General features: G+C 59.9%; 16 protein-coding genes and 5 pseudogenes. 8 read left to right on the plus strand and 13 right to left on the minus strand.

The window, feature by feature from the left end; all coding sequences use genetic code 11:
* Window positions 1–9: 9 nt before the first annotated feature.
* Window positions 10–645: a LysR substrate-binding domain-containing protein gene (locus IPG65_RS12120; protein ID WP_035624309.1), complete on the minus strand. Its 636-nt coding sequence runs from the start codon at window positions 643–645 to the stop codon at window positions 10–12.
* Between the two features lie 119 nt (window positions 646–764).
* Here IPG65_RS12120 and IPG65_RS12125 point away from each other — a divergent pair, with 119 nt between their 5' ends.
* Window positions 765–1,058 (plus strand): helix-turn-helix transcriptional regulator, encoded by a 294-nt coding sequence (locus IPG65_RS12125; RefSeq protein WP_035624306.1) that lies wholly within the window; start codon window positions 765–767, stop codon window positions 1,056–1,058.
* A 31-nt stretch (window positions 1,059–1,089) separates the two neighbouring features.
* Here the strand turns inward: IPG65_RS12125 and IPG65_RS12130 are convergent.
* From IPG65_RS12130 to pcaH, 5 genes and pseudogenes are all read right to left on the minus strand, one after another.
* Window positions 1,090–1,446, minus strand: a pseudogene (locus IPG65_RS12130) (LysR substrate-binding domain-containing protein); the annotation flags it as partial.
* Between the two features lie 59 nt (window positions 1,447–1,505).
* Window positions 1,506–2,198 (minus strand): IS6 family transposase, encoded by a 693-nt coding sequence (locus tag IPG65_RS12135; RefSeq protein ID WP_009520510.1) that lies wholly within the window; start codon window positions 2,196–2,198, stop codon window positions 1,506–1,508.
* Between the two features lie 69 nt (window positions 2,199–2,267).
* Window positions 2,268–2,387, minus strand: a pseudogene (locus tag IPG65_RS12140) (IS6 family transposase); the annotation flags it as partial.
* 567 nt (window positions 2,388–2,954) lie between these two features.
* Window positions 2,955–3,542: a protocatechuate 3,4-dioxygenase subunit alpha gene (pcaG, locus tag IPG65_RS12145; protein ID WP_084462991.1), complete on the minus strand. Its 588-nt coding sequence runs from the start codon at window positions 3,540–3,542 to the stop codon at window positions 2,955–2,957.
* A 1-nt stretch (window position 3,543) separates the two neighbouring features.
* Complete coding sequence (pcaH, locus tag IPG65_RS12150) at window positions 3,544–4,269, minus strand: protocatechuate 3,4-dioxygenase subunit beta (RefSeq protein ID WP_009516387.1); 726 nt, start codon at window positions 4,267–4,269, stop codon at window positions 3,544–3,546.
* A 209-nt stretch (window positions 4,270–4,478) separates the two neighbouring features.
* On the opposite strand from pcaH, the gene IPG65_RS12155 reads away from it, so the two are divergent.
* Entirely contained in the window at window positions 4,479–5,447 is a 969-nt protein-coding gene (locus tag IPG65_RS12155) for an IS5 family transposase (protein ID WP_293189768.1), read from the plus strand.
* Between the two features lie 59 nt (window positions 5,448–5,506).
* Here IPG65_RS12155 and IPG65_RS12160 read toward each other — a convergent pair whose 3' ends face one another.
* Window positions 5,507–6,199: an IS6 family transposase gene (locus tag IPG65_RS12160; protein ID WP_009520510.1), complete on the minus strand. Its 693-nt coding sequence runs from the start codon at window positions 6,197–6,199 to the stop codon at window positions 5,507–5,509.
* Window positions 6,200–6,272: 73 nt separating this feature from the next.
* Here IPG65_RS12160 and IPG65_RS12165 point away from each other — a divergent pair.
* Window positions 6,273–7,850, plus strand: a pseudogene (locus IPG65_RS12165) (site-specific integrase); the annotation flags it as partial.
* 42 nt (window positions 7,851–7,892) lie between these two features.
* Here the strand turns inward: IPG65_RS12165 and IPG65_RS12170 are convergent.
* Window positions 7,893–8,530 (minus strand): annotated as a pseudogene (locus IPG65_RS12170) (substrate-binding domain-containing protein).
* A gap of 102 nt (window positions 8,531–8,632) precedes the next feature.
* Here IPG65_RS12170 and IPG65_RS12175 point away from each other — a divergent pair.
* Window positions 8,633–8,918: pseudogene (locus tag IPG65_RS12175) on the plus strand (helix-turn-helix domain-containing protein).
* 23 nt (window positions 8,919–8,941) lie between these two features.
* On the opposite strand, the gene IPG65_RS12180 reads toward IPG65_RS12175, so the two are convergent.
* Entirely contained in the window at window positions 8,942–9,832 is an 891-nt protein-coding gene (locus IPG65_RS12180; protein WP_060853390.1) for a LysR substrate-binding domain-containing protein, read from the minus strand.
* A gap of 489 nt (window positions 9,833–10,321) precedes the next feature.
* On the opposite strand from IPG65_RS12180, the gene IPG65_RS12185 reads away from it, so the two are divergent.
* Window positions 10,322–11,544 (plus strand): IS3 family transposase gene (locus IPG65_RS12185; protein WP_219627208.1). Its coding sequence is split into 2 segments (ribosomal slippage): window positions 10,322–10,613 and window positions 10,613–11,544, totalling 1,224 coding nucleotides; the frame shifts between segments, so codons are not numbered across the junction.
* An 8-nt stretch (window positions 11,545–11,552) separates the two neighbouring features.
* On the opposite strand, the gene mobH is transcribed toward IPG65_RS12185, so the two are convergent.
* Window positions 11,553–13,421, minus strand: a complete 1,869-nt coding sequence (mobH, locus tag IPG65_RS12190; protein WP_060853393.1) for a MobH family relaxase — start codon at window positions 13,419–13,421, stop codon at window positions 11,553–11,555.
* A 313-nt stretch (window positions 13,422–13,734) separates the two neighbouring features.
* Here mobH and IPG65_RS12195 point away from each other — a divergent pair, with 313 nt between their 5' ends.
* Genes IPG65_RS12195 through IPG65_RS12205 form a run of 3 tightly spaced genes read left to right on the plus strand, consistent with a single transcriptional unit; the run spans window position 13,735 to window position 14,911 of the window.
* Window positions 13,735–14,052 (plus strand): type II toxin-antitoxin system PrlF family antitoxin, encoded by a 318-nt coding sequence (locus IPG65_RS12195; protein WP_060853394.1) that lies wholly within the window; start codon window positions 13,735–13,737, stop codon window positions 14,050–14,052.
* Window positions 14,052–14,510 (plus strand): type II toxin-antitoxin system YhaV family toxin, encoded by a 459-nt coding sequence (locus tag IPG65_RS12200; RefSeq protein ID WP_293189775.1) that lies wholly within the window; start codon window positions 14,052–14,054, stop codon window positions 14,508–14,510. Before IPG65_RS12195 ends, IPG65_RS12200 begins: the two co-directional genes overlap by 1 nt.
* A 26-nt stretch (window positions 14,511–14,536) precedes the next feature.
* Window positions 14,537–14,911, plus strand: a complete 375-nt coding sequence (locus IPG65_RS12205) for a DUF3742 family protein (RefSeq protein WP_060853396.1) — start codon at window positions 14,537–14,539, stop codon at window positions 14,909–14,911.
* A 17-nt stretch (window positions 14,912–14,928) separates the two neighbouring features.
* Here the strand turns inward: IPG65_RS12205 and IPG65_RS12210 are convergent, their stop codons facing one another.
* From IPG65_RS12210 to IPG65_RS12220, 3 genes are read right to left on the minus strand one after another with little or no spacing between them, the layout of a single operon-like run.
* The gene (locus IPG65_RS12210; protein WP_066116405.1) at window positions 14,929–16,449 is read right to left on the minus strand and encodes a conjugal transfer protein TraG N-terminal domain-containing protein; all 1,521 of its coding nucleotides are present in this window, start codon (window positions 16,447–16,449) and stop codon (window positions 14,929–14,931) included.
* Between the two features lie 15 nt (window positions 16,450–16,464).
* A complete protein-coding gene (locus IPG65_RS12215; protein ID WP_293189779.1) occupies window positions 16,465–16,833 on the minus strand; it encodes a hypothetical protein in 369 nt (122 codons plus the stop codon).
* On the minus strand, window positions 16,830–18,212 hold the full coding sequence (locus tag IPG65_RS12220; RefSeq protein WP_293189781.1) for an integrating conjugative element protein: 1,383 nt from the start codon (window positions 18,210–18,212) through the stop codon (window positions 16,830–16,832). Before IPG65_RS12220 ends, IPG65_RS12215 begins: the two co-directional genes overlap by 4 nt.
* Between the last annotated feature and the right edge of the window lie 9 nt (window positions 18,213–18,221).

Here is an 18,221-nt window from a genome sequence, read left to right on the forward strand (position 1 = left end):
CTGTCACTATCAGATCGTAACTGCAACCTGCAGCGCTCTGCGCTCGAACCGCTCGGTCGCCGGAGTGGCTTGTACGTAGGGCCGCTGGAGGTACGTCACGACCTCGTAGGGGCCGTCGGCGAGCGATCGCATACTGAGTCCCCATCCGTGAGCGCGCTCGATGCGCGATTGCGTAGAGATTCCCACGCCATAGCCTGCGGCGACCTTGAGCGCCAGCATCTCGAAGGAAGCCACGTACTGCGTGCTCTGCTGCCTCACCGCAGGAAGTGAAGACAACCGCTGATCCAGCAAAGGGCAACTCTCTGCCTGCCAGCGGAAGACAGGGTGATCCAGCAAATCGGCGATCGCGAGCTTGGCGTGATCCATCAAGGAGGATCGCAACGGCATAGCAACTGCCATGTGCTCGATCCACAAGGGTTGTGTATGGAGAGCCGAATCGGTCGCTCCTTGAAGCGACATCGCTGCGTCGTAATGGCCATCCTTCAGTCCCGCAAGAATCTCGTCACCTCTGACCTCAAGGAGCGCTATGGTGACCTCTGGCTCTTCGGCGCGTTGGAGCGCAAGCAGGTCCGAAAGCCTCGATGACGTTACGCCTGGCGCTATCGCAAGCCTGAGATGGGGAGGTTGGCTGATGACGGTGGGCATGTGAGCCTATAAAAGCGAAAAAGCAGATCAGGTTCAGCCAACATGAATTAATAGAGTGAAGTTTAACGTCTATAACTTTAACGTGGTTAATTTTTGCGGATTATTCGACGCTTCTGCTGATGCAGAAGCCCACTATTCAGCCAGGTCGTCCCGCTGGCACATCTACGTATGAGTCCGCTCCAGCAATGGCGTTTGGGCAGGCCGTACGCGCAGCGCGTGTCGCTCAAGCAATCGCTCAAGACGAGTTCGCAGCCCTGGCAGGCATTTCGCGCTCGCACATGGGCAAGATCGAGCGTGGCGAGCATGTACCCACGCTCCCCCTCATACTTAAAATTTCCATGGCGCTCAAGATCAGTGCGGCCGAATTGATCGCGGCAACGGAAAGCAATCTTCGCAATCCAACCGAGGCCTGAGATCGAGCGTTCCGAAGGGCAGCACCTTCCCTCAGTCACCCGAGTGTTCGCGCAGGCGCACGATAAATCGCTCCAGCGCCTCCGGCAAGTCGTCGCTATCGGGCCGAAGCAGATAGGTGGTGATCACCGCCGAATCAACGGCCAGGGGACGGACTACGACATCAGGACGCTGGCTGACTGCGATCCTGGCCGCGGTTGTGAAGCCGACACCATAGCCTGCGCCAACCAAGGTGAGCATCATGTCGAGCGAAGACACCTGCTCAGCGACGTTGGGTTCACGTTCCAGCGGCCGCAAGAGCCGGGCCAGTTCACGGCAGTAGCCTTCGCATACCTGTGGGTTGCACAGCACCAGAGGATGGCAGGCGAGTTCGTGCAGGGGAATCTTCTTGGGTTCTGTCGCGTTGCCAGTTGATAAACGAGTTTGGGGTAGGAACGGATGCCAGTTCTTCAAACGGGACGGATTTGTCCTGACAATACATAAAACTGGTCGGCAAAAGACAGCTTGATACCGCCTTCCAGCAGGAGCTGACCTTTGCGGATCATGTGCATCAGCTCGATGCCGGCCAGGACATTTTTGGCGGCTCGAAATGACTTGAAGTTGAGCATTGGTTTGGTGACCCGTTTGATGGCCCGATGGTCCTGCTCCACGATGTTGTTCAGGTATTTGATTTGCCGCACGATGATCGGCATTTCGCCTCGGGCATTGATCTCATCCATGGCTGCCTTGTTGGCGCTGCTCTTGTCCAGGGTGACCTTCTCGGGAACACCGCTGGCCTTCATGGCCTTGTCAAAGAAGCGCACGGCTGCGGCCTTGTCGCGCTGGGCCGTCAGCAGAAAGTCGACCGTCTTTCCCTCCTTGTCCACTGCGCGGTAGAGGTATTTCCAGACGCCTTTGACCTTGATATAGGTTTCGTCCATGCGCCAGCTGCCGCCCACCGGGCGCTTGTGTTTGCGAAAGACTTTTTCAAGCAATGGAAGAAACCGGATCGCCCAGCGGTTGATAGAGGAATGGTCGACAAACACACCTCGTTCCTGCATCATTTCCTCCAGGTGGCGGTAGCTCAACGGATACGCTGCATACCAGCGAATGCACACCAGAATGACGTCGATTGGGAAGCGCATTCCTTTGGTCGCCAGCATCTCGTTCAAACCTTTTCAGTCAAAGTGCTCAGCATAGACGAGCAAGTTGCTTGACCGTCAACGCGACAAAACCCCTCGTTCCTGCATCATTTCCTCCAGGTGGCGGTAGCTCAACGGATACGCTGCATACCAGCGAATGCACACCAGAATGACGTCGATTGGGAAGCGCATTCCTTTGGTCGCCAGCATCTCGTTCAAACCTTTTCAGTCAAAGTGCTCAGCATAGACGAGCAAGTTGCTTGACCGTCAACGCGACAAAACCGAAAAATCCGGCCTCAGCTCTTGCTGTGACTGTGTATTCAGCTACTAAATTCAAAGCATTCAATTGAGTCAATGTTGTCTCCTCTGTCGATATATCAGCGCCGGGGCACTTCAACCATTCAGCCCCGCTGCCTTGAGTGCTGGATTCTGTTTGTTGTTTATGCAAAGTTCGTTGTCTGCTTTCTAAAGAGAATTGCATTGATCTCTATAGATAGAACTGGCCATGGATCGCTCTACAACGTGCACCTAGTGCGTCTTGCTCTTATTAGGAGCATATCAACTCGGTGGTCAGTATTTTTTGTGCACTTGGTAAAATATTAATACTATTTCAAATGAAATAAGTTTTAATAATATTTATTGACCTATGCAGCATCAGAACTCATCTTGCAAATATAGCGAGCTATTTATTATTTTTATCGATGTTACCGGCCAAGAGTCTTTATAGATTGAAGAAATTCATTTACTCAATGACCAGTAACGATCAACGTAGCTTGTTTACACGTCGAAAAATACGCTTTCGCCTTCGCCTTGAAGTCTGATTGAAATTTCATAGCAATCTGGTTCGATTTCCTTGGCAATCAGTTTCGACCGGAGATCTTCTGGAATGGAATTCAGAACTGGATCGCTCTTGTTCGCCTCCTCATCATCGAAATACACCCGCGTGTACAGGTGGCGATTCAATCCTTTGCCGAAAATCGAAACAGCAACGTGCGGCGCCTGAATAACTCCATCCCGCATCGGGGCTCCACCTGGTTTCACCGTTTCGAAAGAAAATAGGCCTAAAGCATCGCACATCGCGCGACCAAAACCTTTGAACTCGGCGGTCTTGAGTAAGGGATGATGGCCTGAAAACCGACCGAGTCCATCCGGTTGCCAGATTTCTATCAGCGCGTCTGGAACTGGAAGTCCATCACCATCAAGAACGGTGCCACGCAATGTAATATGCTTTCCCTCGACATCTTTCGTCACCAGCGAATTTGATGCCAACATGCGAAACTTGTAATTAACCGGGCTAAGGCAGTATGCATAGAACGGACCGACTGTTTGAGACGGCGTAATTGTCTTAGGCTTATTTGTGACCATTTTATGCCTCGATGTGTGTGTTTTTTTGACCGCGCAGCACGATGTCAAAACGGTAAGCGAGCGCCCACTCTGACTTTGTTGCACTCATATCGAATTTGGCAATCATTGCTTCCCGAGATGATTCCGGCGCGGTACTGTAAATCATGTCATGCTGAATAAGTGGGTCACCCTCGAAATAGAGCTGTGTAACCAGTCGCGTCAGGAATGATGGGCCAAACAACGACAAATGAATGTGTGCAGGTCGCCAGTAATTATTTAGCCCCATGATTGGATAAGGGCCCGGCTTGATGGTGGTGAACGTGTAAGTGCCGTCGTCTGCCGTTACCGTACGTCCCGCGCCGTAAAAGTTCGGATCAAGTGGTGCCGGGTGAGAGTCCAGAGCATGAATGTAGCGGCCAGCAGCATTGGCCTGCCAGATTTCAATCAGAGTGTTCGGAATTGCGCGGCCGTCCTCGTCCATAACCTGTCCATGCACGAAGATACGCTCACCGATCGGCTCGCCTTCGCCCTGCTTAGTCAAGTCATTGTCAAGGGGCTGCACAGAATCATGCCCGTAGATTGGACCGGACAACTCTGTGAGAGTATGAGGGATCACCCGAAGAGGACGATGCGGCGCGCGCTTGCGGGTGAAAACGTAGCTTGGAGTAAGCATCGGAGGATGTGCCCGAGTGCTTTCTAGGGGGTAATCTGTAGAGATCTCTAGCGGATTAGGTGTGTCCGTTATCATGCTGTATGTTCCTTCATTGTGAACGATGTTTTCCTATAGTAACCGCAAGATTAAGGAGCGTCAACTAGGTATTTGCCCTAGCTGGGCAGTGCCGTGGCAACGGCCCCTCCGCTGACGGGTGACATTCGGGCAAGTTCCTGAGGAACCTCTGCACGAATCCCCCGAACCCGTGGTTGCCTGAGTCTGTATGAGCCCCGACGATACGAACCATGAAGCAAACCAGCCTGTGCCTGCCAAACTCCTCCAAGCGTACGCGCAAGCGCGAGTTCCTGGAATCGATGGAACGCGTGGTCCCCTGGGGTGATCTGGTCTCACTGATCGAGCCGTACGCACCGGAGTCTGGCCGCCGCGGCCAGCAGCCCTTCGCTGTGGAGGCCATGCTGCGCATCCACTTCATGCAGCAGTGGTTCAACCTTTCGGATCCGGCGATGGAAGAAGCCTTGCACGACGTGCCCGTGTTCCGCGACTTCGCAGGCCTGACCAACTGGGCTGACGCGTTGCCCAGCGAATCCAGCATCCTGCGCTTTCGCCACCTGCTGGAGCGCCACAAGCTGGCCGAGCAGATCCTGGCCACGGTCAATGGGTTGCTCAGTGCCAAGGGGTTGCTGCTCAAGTCCGGCACGGTGGTGGACGCCACGCTGATCGCTGCACCCAGTTCGACAAAGAACCGTGATGGCGGGCGAGATCCCGAGATGCACCAGAGCAAGAAGGGGCAGCAGTGGTACTTCGGCATGAAGGCGCACATCGGGGTGGATGCCGAGTCGGGTCTGGTGCACACGGTGCAAGGCACGGCTGGCAACGTCAATGACGTGGTGCAGGCCAACAGCTTGCTGCACGGCGAGGAGACGGTGGTGTTCACCGATGCGGGTTATCAAGGTGCGGACAAGCGCCCTGACGCCACGCCGGGTGTGACCTGGCACGTGGCGATGCGTCCCGGCAAGCGCCGGGCACTGGACCCGGAGAACAGCCCGGCCGATGCGCTGCTCGACAAGATCGAGCGGCTCAAGGCGGGAGTGCGCGCGAAGGTGGAGCATCCGTTTCGGGTGATCAAGCGCCAGTTCGGACACGTGAAGGTGCGCTACCGGGGGTTGAAGAAGAACACGGCGCAGTTGAAGACGCTGTTTGCACTGTCCAACCTGTGGATGGTGAGGCAGAAGGTGCAGGCGCTGGGGGGATGAGGGTTCTGTCGCGTTGCCAGTTGATAAACGAGTTTGGGGTAGGAACGGATGCCAGTTCTTCAAACGGGACGGATTTGTCCTGACAATACATAAAACTGGTCGGCAAAAGACAGCTTGATACCGCCTTCCAGCAGGAGCTGACCTTTGCGGATCATGTGCATCAGCTCGATGCCGGCCAGGACATTTTTGGCGGCTCGAAATGACTTGAAGTTGAGCATTGGTTTGGTGACCCGTTTGATGGCCCGATGGTCCTGCTCCACGATGTTGTTCAGGTATTTGATTTGCCGCACGATGATCGGCATTTCGCCTCGGGCATTGATCTCATCCATGGCTGCCTTGTTGGCGCTGCTCTTGTCCAGGGTGACCTTCTCGGGAACACCGCTGGCCTTCATGGCCTTGTCAAAGAAGCGCACGGCTGCGGCCTTGTCGCGCTGGGCCGTCAGCAGAAAGTCGACCGTCTTTCCCTCCTTGTCCACTGCGCGGTAGAGGTATTTCCAGACGCCTTTGACCTTGATATAGGTTTCGTCCATGCGCCAGCTGCCGCCCACCGGGCGCTTGTGTTTGCGAAAGACTTTTTCAAGCAATGGAAGAAACCGGATCGCCCAGCGGTTGATAGAGGAATGGTCGACAAACACACCTCGTTCCTGCATCATTTCCTCCAGGTGGCGGTAGCTCAACGGATACGCTGCATACCAGCGAATGCACACCAGAATGACGTCGATTGGGAAGCGCATTCCTTTGGTCGCCAGCATCTCGTTCAAACCTTTTCAGTCAAAGTGCTCAGCATAGACGAGCAAGTTGCTTGACCGTCAACGCGACAAAACCCGCCAAAGCACCCTCTCGCAGATCCTGCGGATTTTCGGCAAGGACGTGCTGCCCACCCTTGGCAAGATGTCGATCTACGACATTCGCCGGCCCCAGCTTCTGGGCGTCCTGGCAAGAATCGAGGAACGCAAGGCTTTCACCACGGCAGAAAAGGTCCGCACCTGGTTGAGTCAGTTGTTCCGCTATGCCCTCGTGATCGTCGAGGGGCTGGAAGCCAATCCGGCCTCCGACCTGGATGTGGTGGCGGAGCCCAAGCCCCCGGTGAGCCACAACCCGTACCTGCATCTGCCCGAGCTGCCAAACTTCCTCCAGAAGCTCCGGCGCTACAACCCGCGTGGCTGGCAAACCCAGCTCGGCATCCGGCTACTGTTCCTGACCGGTGTGCGCACCGGTGAGTTGCGGCTGGCAACCCCGGATCAGTTCGACCTGGACCGCGGCCTCTGGATCATCCCGCCCCAGATCGTCAAGCAGCTTCAGGATGAGATGCGCAAGGCCGGCAAGCGCCCCCAGGACGTGCCGCCCTACATCGTGCCGCTGTCCCTTCAGGCCATCGAGATCGTGCGCTACCTCTTGGGGGTGATGCGGCCCGCCCAGGTTCATCTGCTCACACACCGCAGCGAACTTAAGAAGCGCGTCAGCGAGAACACCCTCAATGCCGCCCTGAAGCGGATGGGCTACGAGGACCAACTGACCGGCCACGGCATCCGCGGGACCATCTCGACGGCGCTCAACGAGATCGGTTATCCCAAGATTTGGGTGGACGCTCAGCTCTCGCACTCCGACCCGAACAAGGTGAGTTCGGCCTATAACCACGCCAAGTACGTAGAACCGCGACGTCGGATGATGCAGGACTGGGCCGATCGCCTCGACCTGCTCGAGCAGGGTCAGGTGGAAGCCGCCAGTGCTCACCTCACCATTCGTATCGAAGGGGTGCCGGCGATGGCAGAAGACGAGCCTGTTGCCGCCGCCGCTGTGTTCCCTGAAGGCTCTGTGCCGCCTGTAGTGGCTGCTCCCATCGTCGTGACTCCGAACGACGCCGGAAGCACGTTCCAGCGACTGTCGCAGGTGCCTCCGGCGCCCACGCGGGCGCCGGAACCGGAAGTGTCCGCAATTCAGCGCGAGCGCGAGGAAATGCTTGCTATGTACGAGTCACCGAGCAGCCTGCCGGTCCCCCTGTTCGGCAAGCTGGCTGGGAAGTCCAAGGATCAGATCAACCGCGAGTTGAAGGCCGGCAAGCTGCTATCCATCAGTTTGGGCAACCGCGGGCAGCGCGTTCCCGACTGGCAACTGGTGCCGCTCAAGCACAAGCTGGCGCAGGTGCTCATGAACCAACGCCCGCACGCGGATTCGTGGGACCTGTACCGCATGCTGACCCAGCCGCACCCGGACCTGGGTGATCGCGCGGCCATTGATGCGGTCACGATGACCAACGTGCCCGCGATTGTCCGGGTCATCATGGGCGACTACCGGCACCATGCGGATGCGCCCGAGACTGTTGCTCCGCGGCCCATCCCTGAGGATGTGGGGCAGAGCGCCCGTCGGCTGGTGGATAGCACAGTGGTCTTTGAAGGGGCCTAACCCTTGCGCTTCAACCCATGGTCGGGGTGAGGCGCCCGGGGGTCACCCACTACGCGAACCAATTTGCAGCGCTCTGCGCTCGTACCGCTCAGCAACGGGATCAGCACGCGCGTAGGCTCGTTGCAGGTACGTCACGACCGGGTAGGGGCCACCAACGAGCGGTCGCATGCGGATTCCCAACCCGTGAGCACGCGCGATGCGCGGTTGCGCAGATAGCCCAACGCTGTATCCGCCGGCAACCCACAGTGCCGCCATCTCGAACGAAGTCACCCACTGTATGTTGTTCTGATCCACCGGCATGAGGGAGGCCTGCCTCTCATCCAGCAGGGGGCAAGCCTCCGCCTGCCAACGATAGACGGGGTACGCTTGGAGATCGGCGATGGTGAGTTTCTCCTGGTCAAGAAAGAAAAACCGCGGCGGCATGGCTACGGCCATGTTCTCGGCCCACACGGGTTGCGTGCTGAGGGCCGGTCGCTGATCCCCTGAAGCGACATCCCTGCGTCGTAGCGGCCTTCATGAAGGCCCTGAAGCAAAACGTCACTTGAAACCTCGAAGAAAGTGAGAGTGACGTCTGGCTCTTCCGCGCGTTGCCGCGCCAAAAGCGCTGATAGTTGTGATGAAGGTACGCCCGGCGCTACCGCAAGCCTGAAACCGGGGGAAGAATTGGTGGCGTCGTGCATGAGAGCACCCAAGGAGAAAGTTGGTCAAAACAAGCCAATGTGATACGCATGGGTTAAATTTAACGTGGTTAAATTTCAGTGACTGTTCAACGCATTCTGCTAATGCAGAAGCGTGCAGTTCAATGGGGTCGCCCCAAGCACAACCAGATATGAAGCCGAGCCAGCCTTGGCGTTCGGCAACGCTGTGCGCGCCTTTCGCTTGGAACTGAGTGTTGCTCAGGAAGAACTGGCCGCACTAGCCGGAGTTGAGCGTTGGCATATGGGCAAGATTGGGCGGGGGGAACACTTACCCGCGTTGGCCTTGGTACTGAAAATTGCAGCCGTGCTCAAGATAAGCGGCACCGAACTGATGGCCGCGACCGAGCACAACATGCAGCTCCGCTGCTGAGTCTTAGGGCTGGTTTCCGCGAATTAAGTGCCCAAACCTTCGCGCAGGCGAAAAATAAATCGTTCCAGTGAGGCTGTCACATCGCCGCTGTCGGATCGGAGTAAATAGGTCGTAATGACCGCCGATTCCACGGCCAAGGGGCGGACTACGACATCGGGCCGCTGGCTGACTGGTACTTTACTTGCTGCCATGAAGCCGACACCATAACCGGCACCGACCAGCGTGAGCATCATCTCCAGTGAGGTCGCACGTTCAACGACGTTTTGCCGGTGTTCCAGAGGTCCAAGGAGTCGTGCCAATACGCGGCAGTAGCCCTCGCAGACCCGTGGGTCGCACAAGACGAGCGGATGGCCATCGAGCTCATGGAGGGGCACTTCCTTATGAGCGAGCAGTTCGTGCCGGGCCGGCACGGCTATTACCAGGGGATCTCGCCAAATCGGCTCGGCAATGATGCCCTCGCCGACATCTGCTGTGTGCGCGAAGCCGATCATGAAGTCGCCAGAGCGTAGGCCGCGCAACTGGTCCGCCAACGGAACTTCGGACAGGCGTACTTCGATTTCCGGTTCCTCGGCTCGGCAACGGGCCAAGAACTCCGAGAACCGAGGATCGGTCGCACCATCGGAGACCGCGATACGCAGGCTGCCACGCGCACCTGCTGCGACGGCCTTAGCATTCTCTCGCGCCTGTTCGAGAACGGTGAACAGCCGGCGGGTATCTTGCAGGAAGGCGGATCCAGCTGCAGTCAGCTTCGTCCCTCTGCGGTCTCGATCGAAGAGAACAACCCCCAGATCCTCCTCCAGTTCTTTGATCGCTCGGGACAATGGCGGTTGTTCGATATGTAGGCGCTCAGCCGCGTGGCTGAAGTGAAGTTCCTCTGCCAAGACGGCAAAATAGCGAAGGTGTCTCAATTCCACTTCAACTTTCCTTGGTAAGGTAATCGCCTTCGCCAGGCTGGAAGAGGCGCTTTCCATCGACCCAAAGCGTCCTTCTTTGGTAGGGGCGGGGTAATGGCCTCCAATGAGATTAGGCTGAGCAACTACCAGTTAGCCTCCGGCCGCTTCATCGGATGCTCCCAGATTCCCTATGCGTCGAACATCCACGACCAAGACATAAAAGCTATGCAGCGGATGTATGGGCAAGGGGGCTAACCTACCCCGCCTTCACATACCTCACGCACATCGAACGACGTGCATCCGTGGAGCGGAATGGCCTTAAGGCACTCTGCGTCATCTGTCGTTCCAAGCGTCCTGTAAGTGTGTCCAGGCGTCCAAAACCTTGAACCCGCGTCGCACAGCCGTTCCGTTTTGAGTTCGGATTAGTGGGTGTGTCCGTCGTGACCAGTACCAGTAAGTGACGGTGCTTGTCTGTCGCACCTTTGGAGTGCATAAGCCCCAGCCCGGAGAATGCCGGGAGGGGAGCATGAATTGAACGAGAAGCAAACGAGAGCGAAGTACACGCTGGAGTTCAAGCAGGAGGCAGTGCGGCAGGTCAAGGCCGGGCGTGCTGCGTCGGCCGTGGCCACGACGCTGGGCATGCCCAAGGCGAGCCTGACGAACTGGGTGCGGGCCGATGCGAAGGGCCAGTTGGAGGTGAGGTCCGAAGGCAAGGCCACAACACTGACGGTCACGCCCGAGCAGGCGGAGATTGCGCGGTTGAAGGCGCAGGTAGCGCGGCTGACGATGGAGCGCGACATCGCAAAAAAAGCCGCGGCGTACTTTGCGCAGGACGTGCTGCAAGGTACGCCTGGATTTTCTGGATGAAGGGGCGCTGGCCGATCACATTGATGTGCGAGGTTCTGCAGGTCAGCGCCAGCGGATATTTCCGCTGGGATGCGTCGAGGCGCGATACCAAGCACGCAGGGCGCAGGCTGCACAGCGATGAGGCCTTGTTGGCTCACATCCGGGCCATCCACGAGCAGTTGCGCGGTGAATATGGCTGGCCGCGCATGCATCGCGAACTGCTGGCCCGCGGCCTGCGCGTGGGCAAAGAGCGGGTGCGCCGGTTGATGCAGCGCCACGGCATCCGGGCCAAGGGTAGGCGCAAGTTCGTGGTGACCACCGACAGCGCGCACCGCTTGCCAGTCGCCCCGGACCTGGTGCAGCGCCGCTTCACGCCGGCAGCGCCCAAAGTGGTGTGGAGCGGCGACATCACGTACATCGCTACCGACGAGGGATGGCTGTACCTGGCGGCCGTGCTGGACCTGCACAGCCGCCAGGTGGTGGGCTGGAGCCTGCAGGCGTACATGCAGACCTCGCTGGTCAAGGATGCGTTGCTGATGGCTTGCTTTCGCCGTCGACCTGCCGCAGGCCTGATCTTTCACAGCGACAGGGGCAGCCAGTACTGCAGCCAGGATTTTCAGGACACTCTGGGCGCCCGGGGCATACGCAGTTCGATGTCACGCAAGGGCAATTGGTGGGACAACGCTCCCACAGAGAGCCTGTGGGGACGGTTGAAGACGGCCTGCGTGCACGGCCAGCGGTTTGCCACTCGCATGCAGGCAAGGCAGGCCGTCATGGACTGGATCGCCTTCTACAACCACTCGCGGCTACATTCAGCACTGGGCTACCTCAGTCCGATGCAGTTCGAACAACGCTGGTTGGCGGCGCAGCGCAAATCTGCCGCTTGATGATCGGGCTACGCACTCCGGTTTTCAGGGGCAACCTCACTCAGGACAAGATATGGATTGTTTGGTGGCACGTCATGAAAGAGCCCACCTGCATCCTCCAGAAGATAGCCGTGCAGCCTCCGAACCTTACGCGGACCGGTAACCTCGCAGGTCCAGATGTTCAAGCCGCTCGGCTGCTTCCTATGCAACTGAAGTTTCTCGAAGCGCTTTTGTACCCACTGCCAATCCTGTTGGCCCGCGTGCCTAGCTAGCAAGCTCACTTTCGGATGTTCTTGCGCATAGCGTTGGAACACACCAGGGCTGACCAAGTACGCAGTGCCACTCACCGTATGCACGAGTGCCTTTGCATCATTGATGATGAGCTGCCGCGCGGCGATCCCGTATTTCAGCCACGCCACGAAATGCTCCCCGGATGGCTTCACTGCCGACGAAGCTGACGCAGGCATGTGTACAGGTGGCTGAAGAGATATTGTTGTGGTCACTGGCATGGGAGCGTCGAAAACCTGCCCCGGGATCTCCTCCGCATCTTGGCCGGCGCCGGAAGCGTCGCCCAAGCCCACCATCGCCAGCATGTCCTCCATGACGTTGAGCACGGGCTGGGCCGCAGGCGACGAAACGGTGGCGGTACTACTGCCTGCCCAAGGCGGAGGCTCTTGACTTTCCTGAGCCGGTTTCGCCACGGCAGTAGGTGGGATGGCTGGCGTGCCGGCATCGCTTTCCGCGGAGGCCGCGCCGATCTCGACCGAACCTGCAAAGGGCACTGGCCGTTCGCCAGAGTCCCAGATCAGCGCGGGAGTGAGACGCAGCAGGGAGAACGAGTGGGTCCAGCCGGTCGTGCTGGTCACGGTTGCGCGCCAGACCGCTTTGCCGTCCGATGTAGGCTGCAGCATGCCGTGATCCTGCAGCACGTTGAACACGGCGGTGTTGTTCGCAGGGATGCCATCGATGCCCTGGGATAGCAGGTGCGCGCGTAGCTTGTCGGAGACCGTCTTGCTCACCAGCCATAGCGCGTCCTCGGTGAGCCAGCCATCGGAGGCCTCGGGCTGGTTCAGCTTCAACTCTTCCTTGAGTAGGTAGCGCAGCCCATCAAGCAGCTTGCGTTGCAGCGCATGCTTGGGCGCGGCCGTGGCGCGGGCCGGATCACCACCCAGTTCCTGGGCGACCGAAGCGCGGTCGGCCTGCACGACAAGTTCGCCCAGTATCCCGGCGTGTTCGTACTGGCCGGCCAGTACGTACAGCAGCGGCCCCCATAGGGCGGGATAGCCACTGAGCCAGTCCAGGAGATGGGCATCTAGCAGTTGGTGGTAGAGCAGTCCCGTCGCGGCACTGTGTAGTCGGTACTCGCGATCGTCACGGTAGCGGAATCGGTACGGCTGGTGCAGTGGACCATGCCACGGGTGCCAGGTGCTGCCGTCGACCAGCTTGACGTGCAGATCGACGGCGATCTTGCCGATGTCGTGCAGCAGAGCGGCATAGGCGACAGCGGCGGTCCAGGCCTCGGACTGCACCGCTTGATCTTCGGGGCTGGCGCCGATGGGCAGCAGATGGGACTGCCGCAGCTTTAGGCTGTAGGCGACGATCTCCAGGCCGTGGTCCAGCATGCCGCCCGGGTAGGCATGGTGGTGGCTCTCCGACGCGGGGAATTGCTGGACCAGTTCGGCGTAGCGCTCCAGGGGCGCGCGGTACAAGGTGGTGAATTGCGTGCGCGACAGCGACGTGCGCTGCCAGATGTGTTCCAGCAGCTTCTGTCGGCGTGGCGTCGCCAGCAGAGATGCGGCCGGTTCTGGTCGCAGCAGCCCTTTCGGGGGATTGGTGACGGGGGTTGGCGGTGGAGCGGCGGCGACCGAGGCCCGTTTTCGCTGGAACAGTGAGAGCATGTATGTCCTCTGTTGGCGGGCCGACCGGGAGGCCTTTTTGCCTTTTCGAGGTAGAGCCTTTCCTCTTGCGCCCCATTCCCTTGTCCTTTCGGCCCTTTGGCCCTTTGGCCTTTAACCATTTGGGTATAGGGTGCGGCGCATCGATCGTCCATCGTCAATGTGGGGTGCAGGCGGTCGGATTGATGCGTGAAGGCGGGCTGTTCCCACCCTACGATGGGCCGATTCTTGGACCCGGGAGGACGCCATGAGGCCCCACATTGACAACGTAAGGAATTTTCCTTACGATTCAGACATCGTAATCAGGAGAGTCGCCATGCCTGCCATCCACGAAATCGCCACGCTCACCTCCAAAGGCCAGATCACGCTGCCCAAGCCCATCCGTCAGGCGCTCGGTGTCGATGTCGGCGGCAAGCTCGCGTTCGACCTGCGGGGCAGCGAAGTCGTCGTTACCCGTGTCGATGCCGAGCACGAGGACCCTGCCATCGGCGCGTTCCTCAGCCTGCTGGCGCGCGACATCGAAGCGGGTCGGAACATCCAGGGCCTGCCCGAGGATCTGGCTCGCGCCATGCTGGAGCATGCAGGTCACGATGTGAACCTGGGTGAGGAGATCGACGGGGCAGTGGAACTCTGATGCAACGGCATGGCTGGGCGCTGCTGTTTCACGACTGCGTGATCGAGCAGTTGCAGAAGCTGCATGCGGCCGCACGACGAGCGCAGGAGAACGACCCGAAGGGATTCGAGTCCAACGCCAACGTCAAGCTCTTTCGGGCCTTGAGCCAGTTGATGATGGATGTGGTGCCCGGTGATCCGGCGCGCGACGAATACCGCCAGGGCAATACCTTGGGGCCGGCCCACCGCCACTGGCGACGGGCCAAGATCGGAAGGCGGTTCCGGCTGTTCTTCCGGTACGACTCCAAGGCGAAGATCATCGTTTACGCCTGGGTCAACGATGAGCAGACATTGCGGTCGTCGGGCAGCAAGTCAGACCCCTACGCCGTTTTTGAGAAAATGCTCGGGCGCGGAAATCCGCCAGACGATTGGAACGCACTGGTGCGGGCAAGCAAGCAGAACTGGAGCAAACTGGAATAGCTATCCCCATGTAGCAGGAGACGACCATGAGCACGACGACAACACGCATCAGCACCGCGGAACGGCTTGGCCGTAGCTTCGGCCGTGGATGGCGTGCCTATGCGCGCGGTGAGCGCCGAGTGCCGAGATGGCTGGTCTCCAAGGGCATGCCGGTGGCTGGTGCTACCGCGCTGCTATGGATAGTCAAGCTGGCTGCGCTGGGACTGCTGCTCTACGTCGCCTTCTGGTTCGCAGTCGTGTTGCTGGGGGTGGCGGCGGCGGGGTGGGCAATGGATCAGCAACATCCCGCTGAATATGACTACGAGTTGCAGTACCCGACCATCGAGGAATTGCGGGCTGCACCAGGCTACGATCCCAACCTACACAACGATACATCCCACGAGATGTACCAAGACGACTGATACCGAAGGTGCATTGATTACCTGAGCTTGCCGCCTGAGATGGTTCCAGCTCCTTTACCTCCCGCGCTGCCTGCATCTTTTGTTGCAGTGGCGAAGGTATTGGCGATCGCGCCAGCACGGACGCCCACCCAGGTGAGCGCACCGATCCAGAACGTAGGAAGTACCAGGAACATCGTCGCCATCACGAAATTGAGCAGCATGTCTCCAAAGGCATTGTTCAACCCCATTACAGGGTCGAAGTTTGAGTGCGGGCGGTTCCACCCGAAGCCCCAACCATAAAGCGCATCGAGGATGGTGCTGTCGATCCAGCGTGCGAGTTGGAACCAGAAATCGACGAAGAACAAGGAAAACTGAACGACGCTGATTGTGATGACTGCCTTCAGCTCGTAGGTCCCGATGACCAACACCAATGGAATGCAGATGACTAAGGCCATCTTGAGCAGTGATAGGGCCATTGGAAGGGCTTGACGCACCACGTCCATAGCCGGGAAAAAGCCCATCGATCCCATCGCCATGCCTACGTCGCCGGCCGCGCGCGTGATGACGTTCGGCAAGGTCTTGTCGATCTGGCCCCCGTAGTCCGTATAGACGCTACCCTGGTTCAACTTCTGTTGCCTCGGCGACGCGATGGTGCGGATCACGGAGTCGTCCACCTCGGCGCGGCTCAGGAACCCGGCCCAGCCCGCCAGCCGCGTGAGCAGGCTCGGGTCCACTTGGCCCAGCAGTCGTGCGCGCAGGCCGTTGCTACCGTCGGCCCACCATTGCCTGCAGGTCGGATAGCCACCGCCGCTGGATATCTGAGCCAGCCCAGCATCACGGTTGCTGTCATAAGGCCAGTCATCGCGCGGCGTGCTCGACCGATAGTTGTCGTAGAAGCCGGCTGTGTCCGTGAAGAAGCGTGAGCCGATCCAGGTGACATCATGCATCTGCGCCTCGTCGAGTTGCGGGCGCTGCATGAACAGCTTGGCGCGTGCCGGTCCGTAGCAGTCGTGCGTGAAATCAGCGACCTCCTGAGCCAGCACGGGGTCGTCGATGCGCGTGGCGTCGATCTCCATCCTCATCTGCCGTAAATCAGTGCCGCAAGGGATCGCCGCCACGGAAGCACCCGTGACCGCACGCGAGAGCGCGTGCATGAAGGCCCACCACACCGGCAGCTTGGCGCTTTGGTTGTTGAGCGTCGAGAAGGACTGCGACCAGCCTGTGTCGGTCGGCTGCGGCACGCTGACCTGGCACTGCGCCGAGCGTGAGCTGTCGTACCGGATGGTGTTCAGATCGACGTCGATGAAAGGGATGCCGGCGAACATCACCACCACGATGGCGACGAACACCCGGTTCTCGATGCGCGCAGCCGACAGCACGCCCTTGTTGCCTTCGTCCGCGCCTTCGGAGCGGGCCTTGAGCCATTCCTGCACGATGATCGCGACGAAAGGCAGCGCAAACACCCCGCTGGACACCAGCACGGCCCAGATCCCGTTATGGACGATCCAGGACACGAGGGTGAGGTAGTACTCCAGGTAGTCGGTCGTCAAAAGCGTCATGGCCTGAATCTCCCCTCAGCCCTGCATCAGCAGACTGGCTTCCAGCACCATGATGGCGACGACACCGGCGATCTCGCTGCGCACCAGGCGGCGCCGCGCCTGCCTGTCTGCGCCGTTCTGGTCCTCGCGCGCGAGCAGCCGGCGGCGCATCCAGATCCATCCGGAGGCCGTCGCGCCGTACAGGCACAGCCGCCACACCAGGAAGTAGCCCGCGGTTGCGGTCAGCCACTGCTCCCAGCCGGCAACGCTGCCGACGAGATAGATGCCGACGACGTTGGCCCCCACGGCAGCCGCGACAAGCACCACCGTCCACAGCAACGCCTTCGCCGCACGCCGGCTGAACAGCCAGCGTGGGTGCAGCCAGGTCGCACGCATCGGGCTCATGGCCGGCCTCCCGGATTGCCCTTCTGCAACTGGTCGAGGCGGTCGGGCACCGGATCGCCCTCATAGATGCCGCGCGAGCCTGCCGCGCGCGTGCCATGGCGCTGGATGATTGCCATCGGCGAGTTGTTGGCCAGCTCGCGGCGCAGCTCCAGTTCGGTCTTGAGGTTGCGGACCTCCTGATCGAGCGTGTTGCTCTCGTGGTTCACCGCCTCGACGGCCAACTGGTTGGCTGCCACGTTGGGCTCCTTCTTGCCGGTCAGCAGGGTCCGCTGGAGCAACAGGGCCTTCTCCAGCACCGAGGACAGCGCCACTTCCGATGCCAGGCGCCGTGCCAGCAGATCCTGGTCCGGCTCGTCGCGCAGGGCTTCGATCACGCCGCGCGTGATGGGCAGCGAGCTGCTGCCGGCCGTGCGCAGGTTCTCGAACGTCGTGTTGCGCGTCCCCGAGATCAGCGCCTGCAAGGTTTCCAGCTTCGCCTCGTACTCCTCCTGGATCAGCGGCGTCAGTCCGACGCCGGGCACAGTCTCGGTCTTGGTGCAGGAGTCGCACGTGCGCTGCACCTGTTCCCCGAGAACCCGCGTCGCCCATTCGATCGCCTGCTGCGGCGAGGTCCAGGTCTGGCACGACAGGCTCGCGCAACTGGCTGCTGAGATGGACGACGTGTCGGTCACGCCGCGGCCGTTGACGAGGTTGTAACCCGCGCGGGTAACGTCGCCGACCACCCGGACGGCAGGTTGGCCCGCGCCGCCGGCATTGCTGCCGCCCACCCAGGGCACGCCGTCGTTGCCGCGGCGCGTTTCGGCCTGCTCGATGGCCGACACGGCGTCCGTGCTCGCAACCGCATCACGCAGCGCCATGCCTTCGGCCATCTGGCTCCAGCCCAACTGGCCGCCAGCCGTGTCGGCCATCTTCTCGGCCATGGCACGGCACGTCAGCTTGCTGCGGTCGAAATCCAGCCGCGCCTGCAGCACGCCATTGGTGAGCAGGTTGTACAGGCCCGGATCGGCGCGCTGGATGATCAGCGCAGGCAGGGATGCCACGGCGCTCGTGGCGCTCTGGATCACGTTGCCCATGATCTGCTGAAATCCATTCGTGATGCCGTTGAGCTGATTGCGCAGCGTGGTCTGAATGCTCATGTCGCCGCAGATCAGGTTGCTGTTCCAGCCCACGCCGACCCCGATCGAGCGCATGCCGGCCGCACGGCCCATGGAGACCGCGCTGCCGCCGCCGATCGAGTACATGACGTCATCGCCGATGACGGGGCCGCTGGCCTGGAAACCGACAGGCTGCGCCAACGCCAGGCCGCAGCACAGGGCGAGCGCACCAGCCAGCAGGCGGCGCACCTTGGTGGAGAGGTTCGTCAGTTCAGGACGCTTCATCGCCGTCCC

It is taken from the genome of Ottowia sp., assembly GCF_016703145.1.
In the GTDB taxonomy this organism is placed as follows: Bacteria; Pseudomonadota; Gammaproteobacteria; order Burkholderiales; family Burkholderiaceae_C; genus Ottowia.

Excerpts from the sequence above, each read along its gene's own strand:
- IPG65_RS12215 (WP_293189779.1), bottom strand. The coding sequence starts at position 16,833 with ATGAGCCCGATGCGTGCGACCTGGCTGCACCCACGCTGGCTGTTCAGC.
- IPG65_RS12160 (WP_009520510.1), bottom strand. The coding sequence starts at position 6,199 with ATGCTGGCGACCAAAGGAATGCGCTTCCCAATCGACGTCATTCTGGTG.
- mobH (WP_060853393.1), bottom strand. The coding sequence starts at position 13,421 with ATGCTCTCACTGTTCCAGCGAAAACGGGCCTCGGTCGCCGCCGCTCCA.
- IPG65_RS12195 (WP_060853394.1), top strand. The coding sequence starts at position 13,735 with ATGCCTGCCATCCACGAAATCGCCACGCTCACCTCCAAAGGCCAGATC.
- IPG65_RS12205 (WP_060853396.1), top strand. The coding sequence starts at position 14,537 with ATGAGCACGACGACAACACGCATCAGCACCGCGGAACGGCTTGGCCGT.
- IPG65_RS12155 (WP_293189768.1), top strand. The coding sequence starts at position 4,479 with ATGAAGCAAACCAGCCTGTGCCTGCCAAACTCCTCCAAGCGTACGCGC.
- IPG65_RS12220 (WP_293189781.1), bottom strand. The coding sequence starts at position 18,212 with ATGAAGCGTCCTGAACTGACGAACCTCTCCACCAAGGTGCGCCGCCTG.
- IPG65_RS12135 (WP_009520510.1), bottom strand. The coding sequence starts at position 2,198 with ATGCTGGCGACCAAAGGAATGCGCTTCCCAATCGACGTCATTCTGGTG.
- IPG65_RS12125 (WP_035624306.1), top strand. The coding sequence starts at position 765 with ATGCAGAAGCCCACTATTCAGCCAGGTCGTCCCGCTGGCACATCTACG.
- IPG65_RS12120 (WP_035624309.1), bottom strand. The coding sequence starts at position 645 with ATGCCCACCGTCATCAGCCAACCTCCCCATCTCAGGCTTGCGATAGCG.
- IPG65_RS12200 (WP_293189775.1), top strand. The coding sequence starts at position 14,052 with ATGCAACGGCATGGCTGGGCGCTGCTGTTTCACGACTGCGTGATCGAG.
- pcaG (WP_084462991.1), bottom strand. The coding sequence starts at position 3,542 with ATGGTCACAAATAAGCCTAAGACAATTACGCCGTCTCAAACAGTCGGT.
- pcaH (WP_009516387.1), bottom strand. The coding sequence starts at position 4,269 with ATGATAACGGACACACCTAATCCGCTAGAGATCTCTACAGATTACCCC.
- IPG65_RS12210 (WP_066116405.1), bottom strand. The coding sequence starts at position 16,449 with ATGACGCTTTTGACGACCGACTACCTGGAGTACTACCTCACCCTCGTG.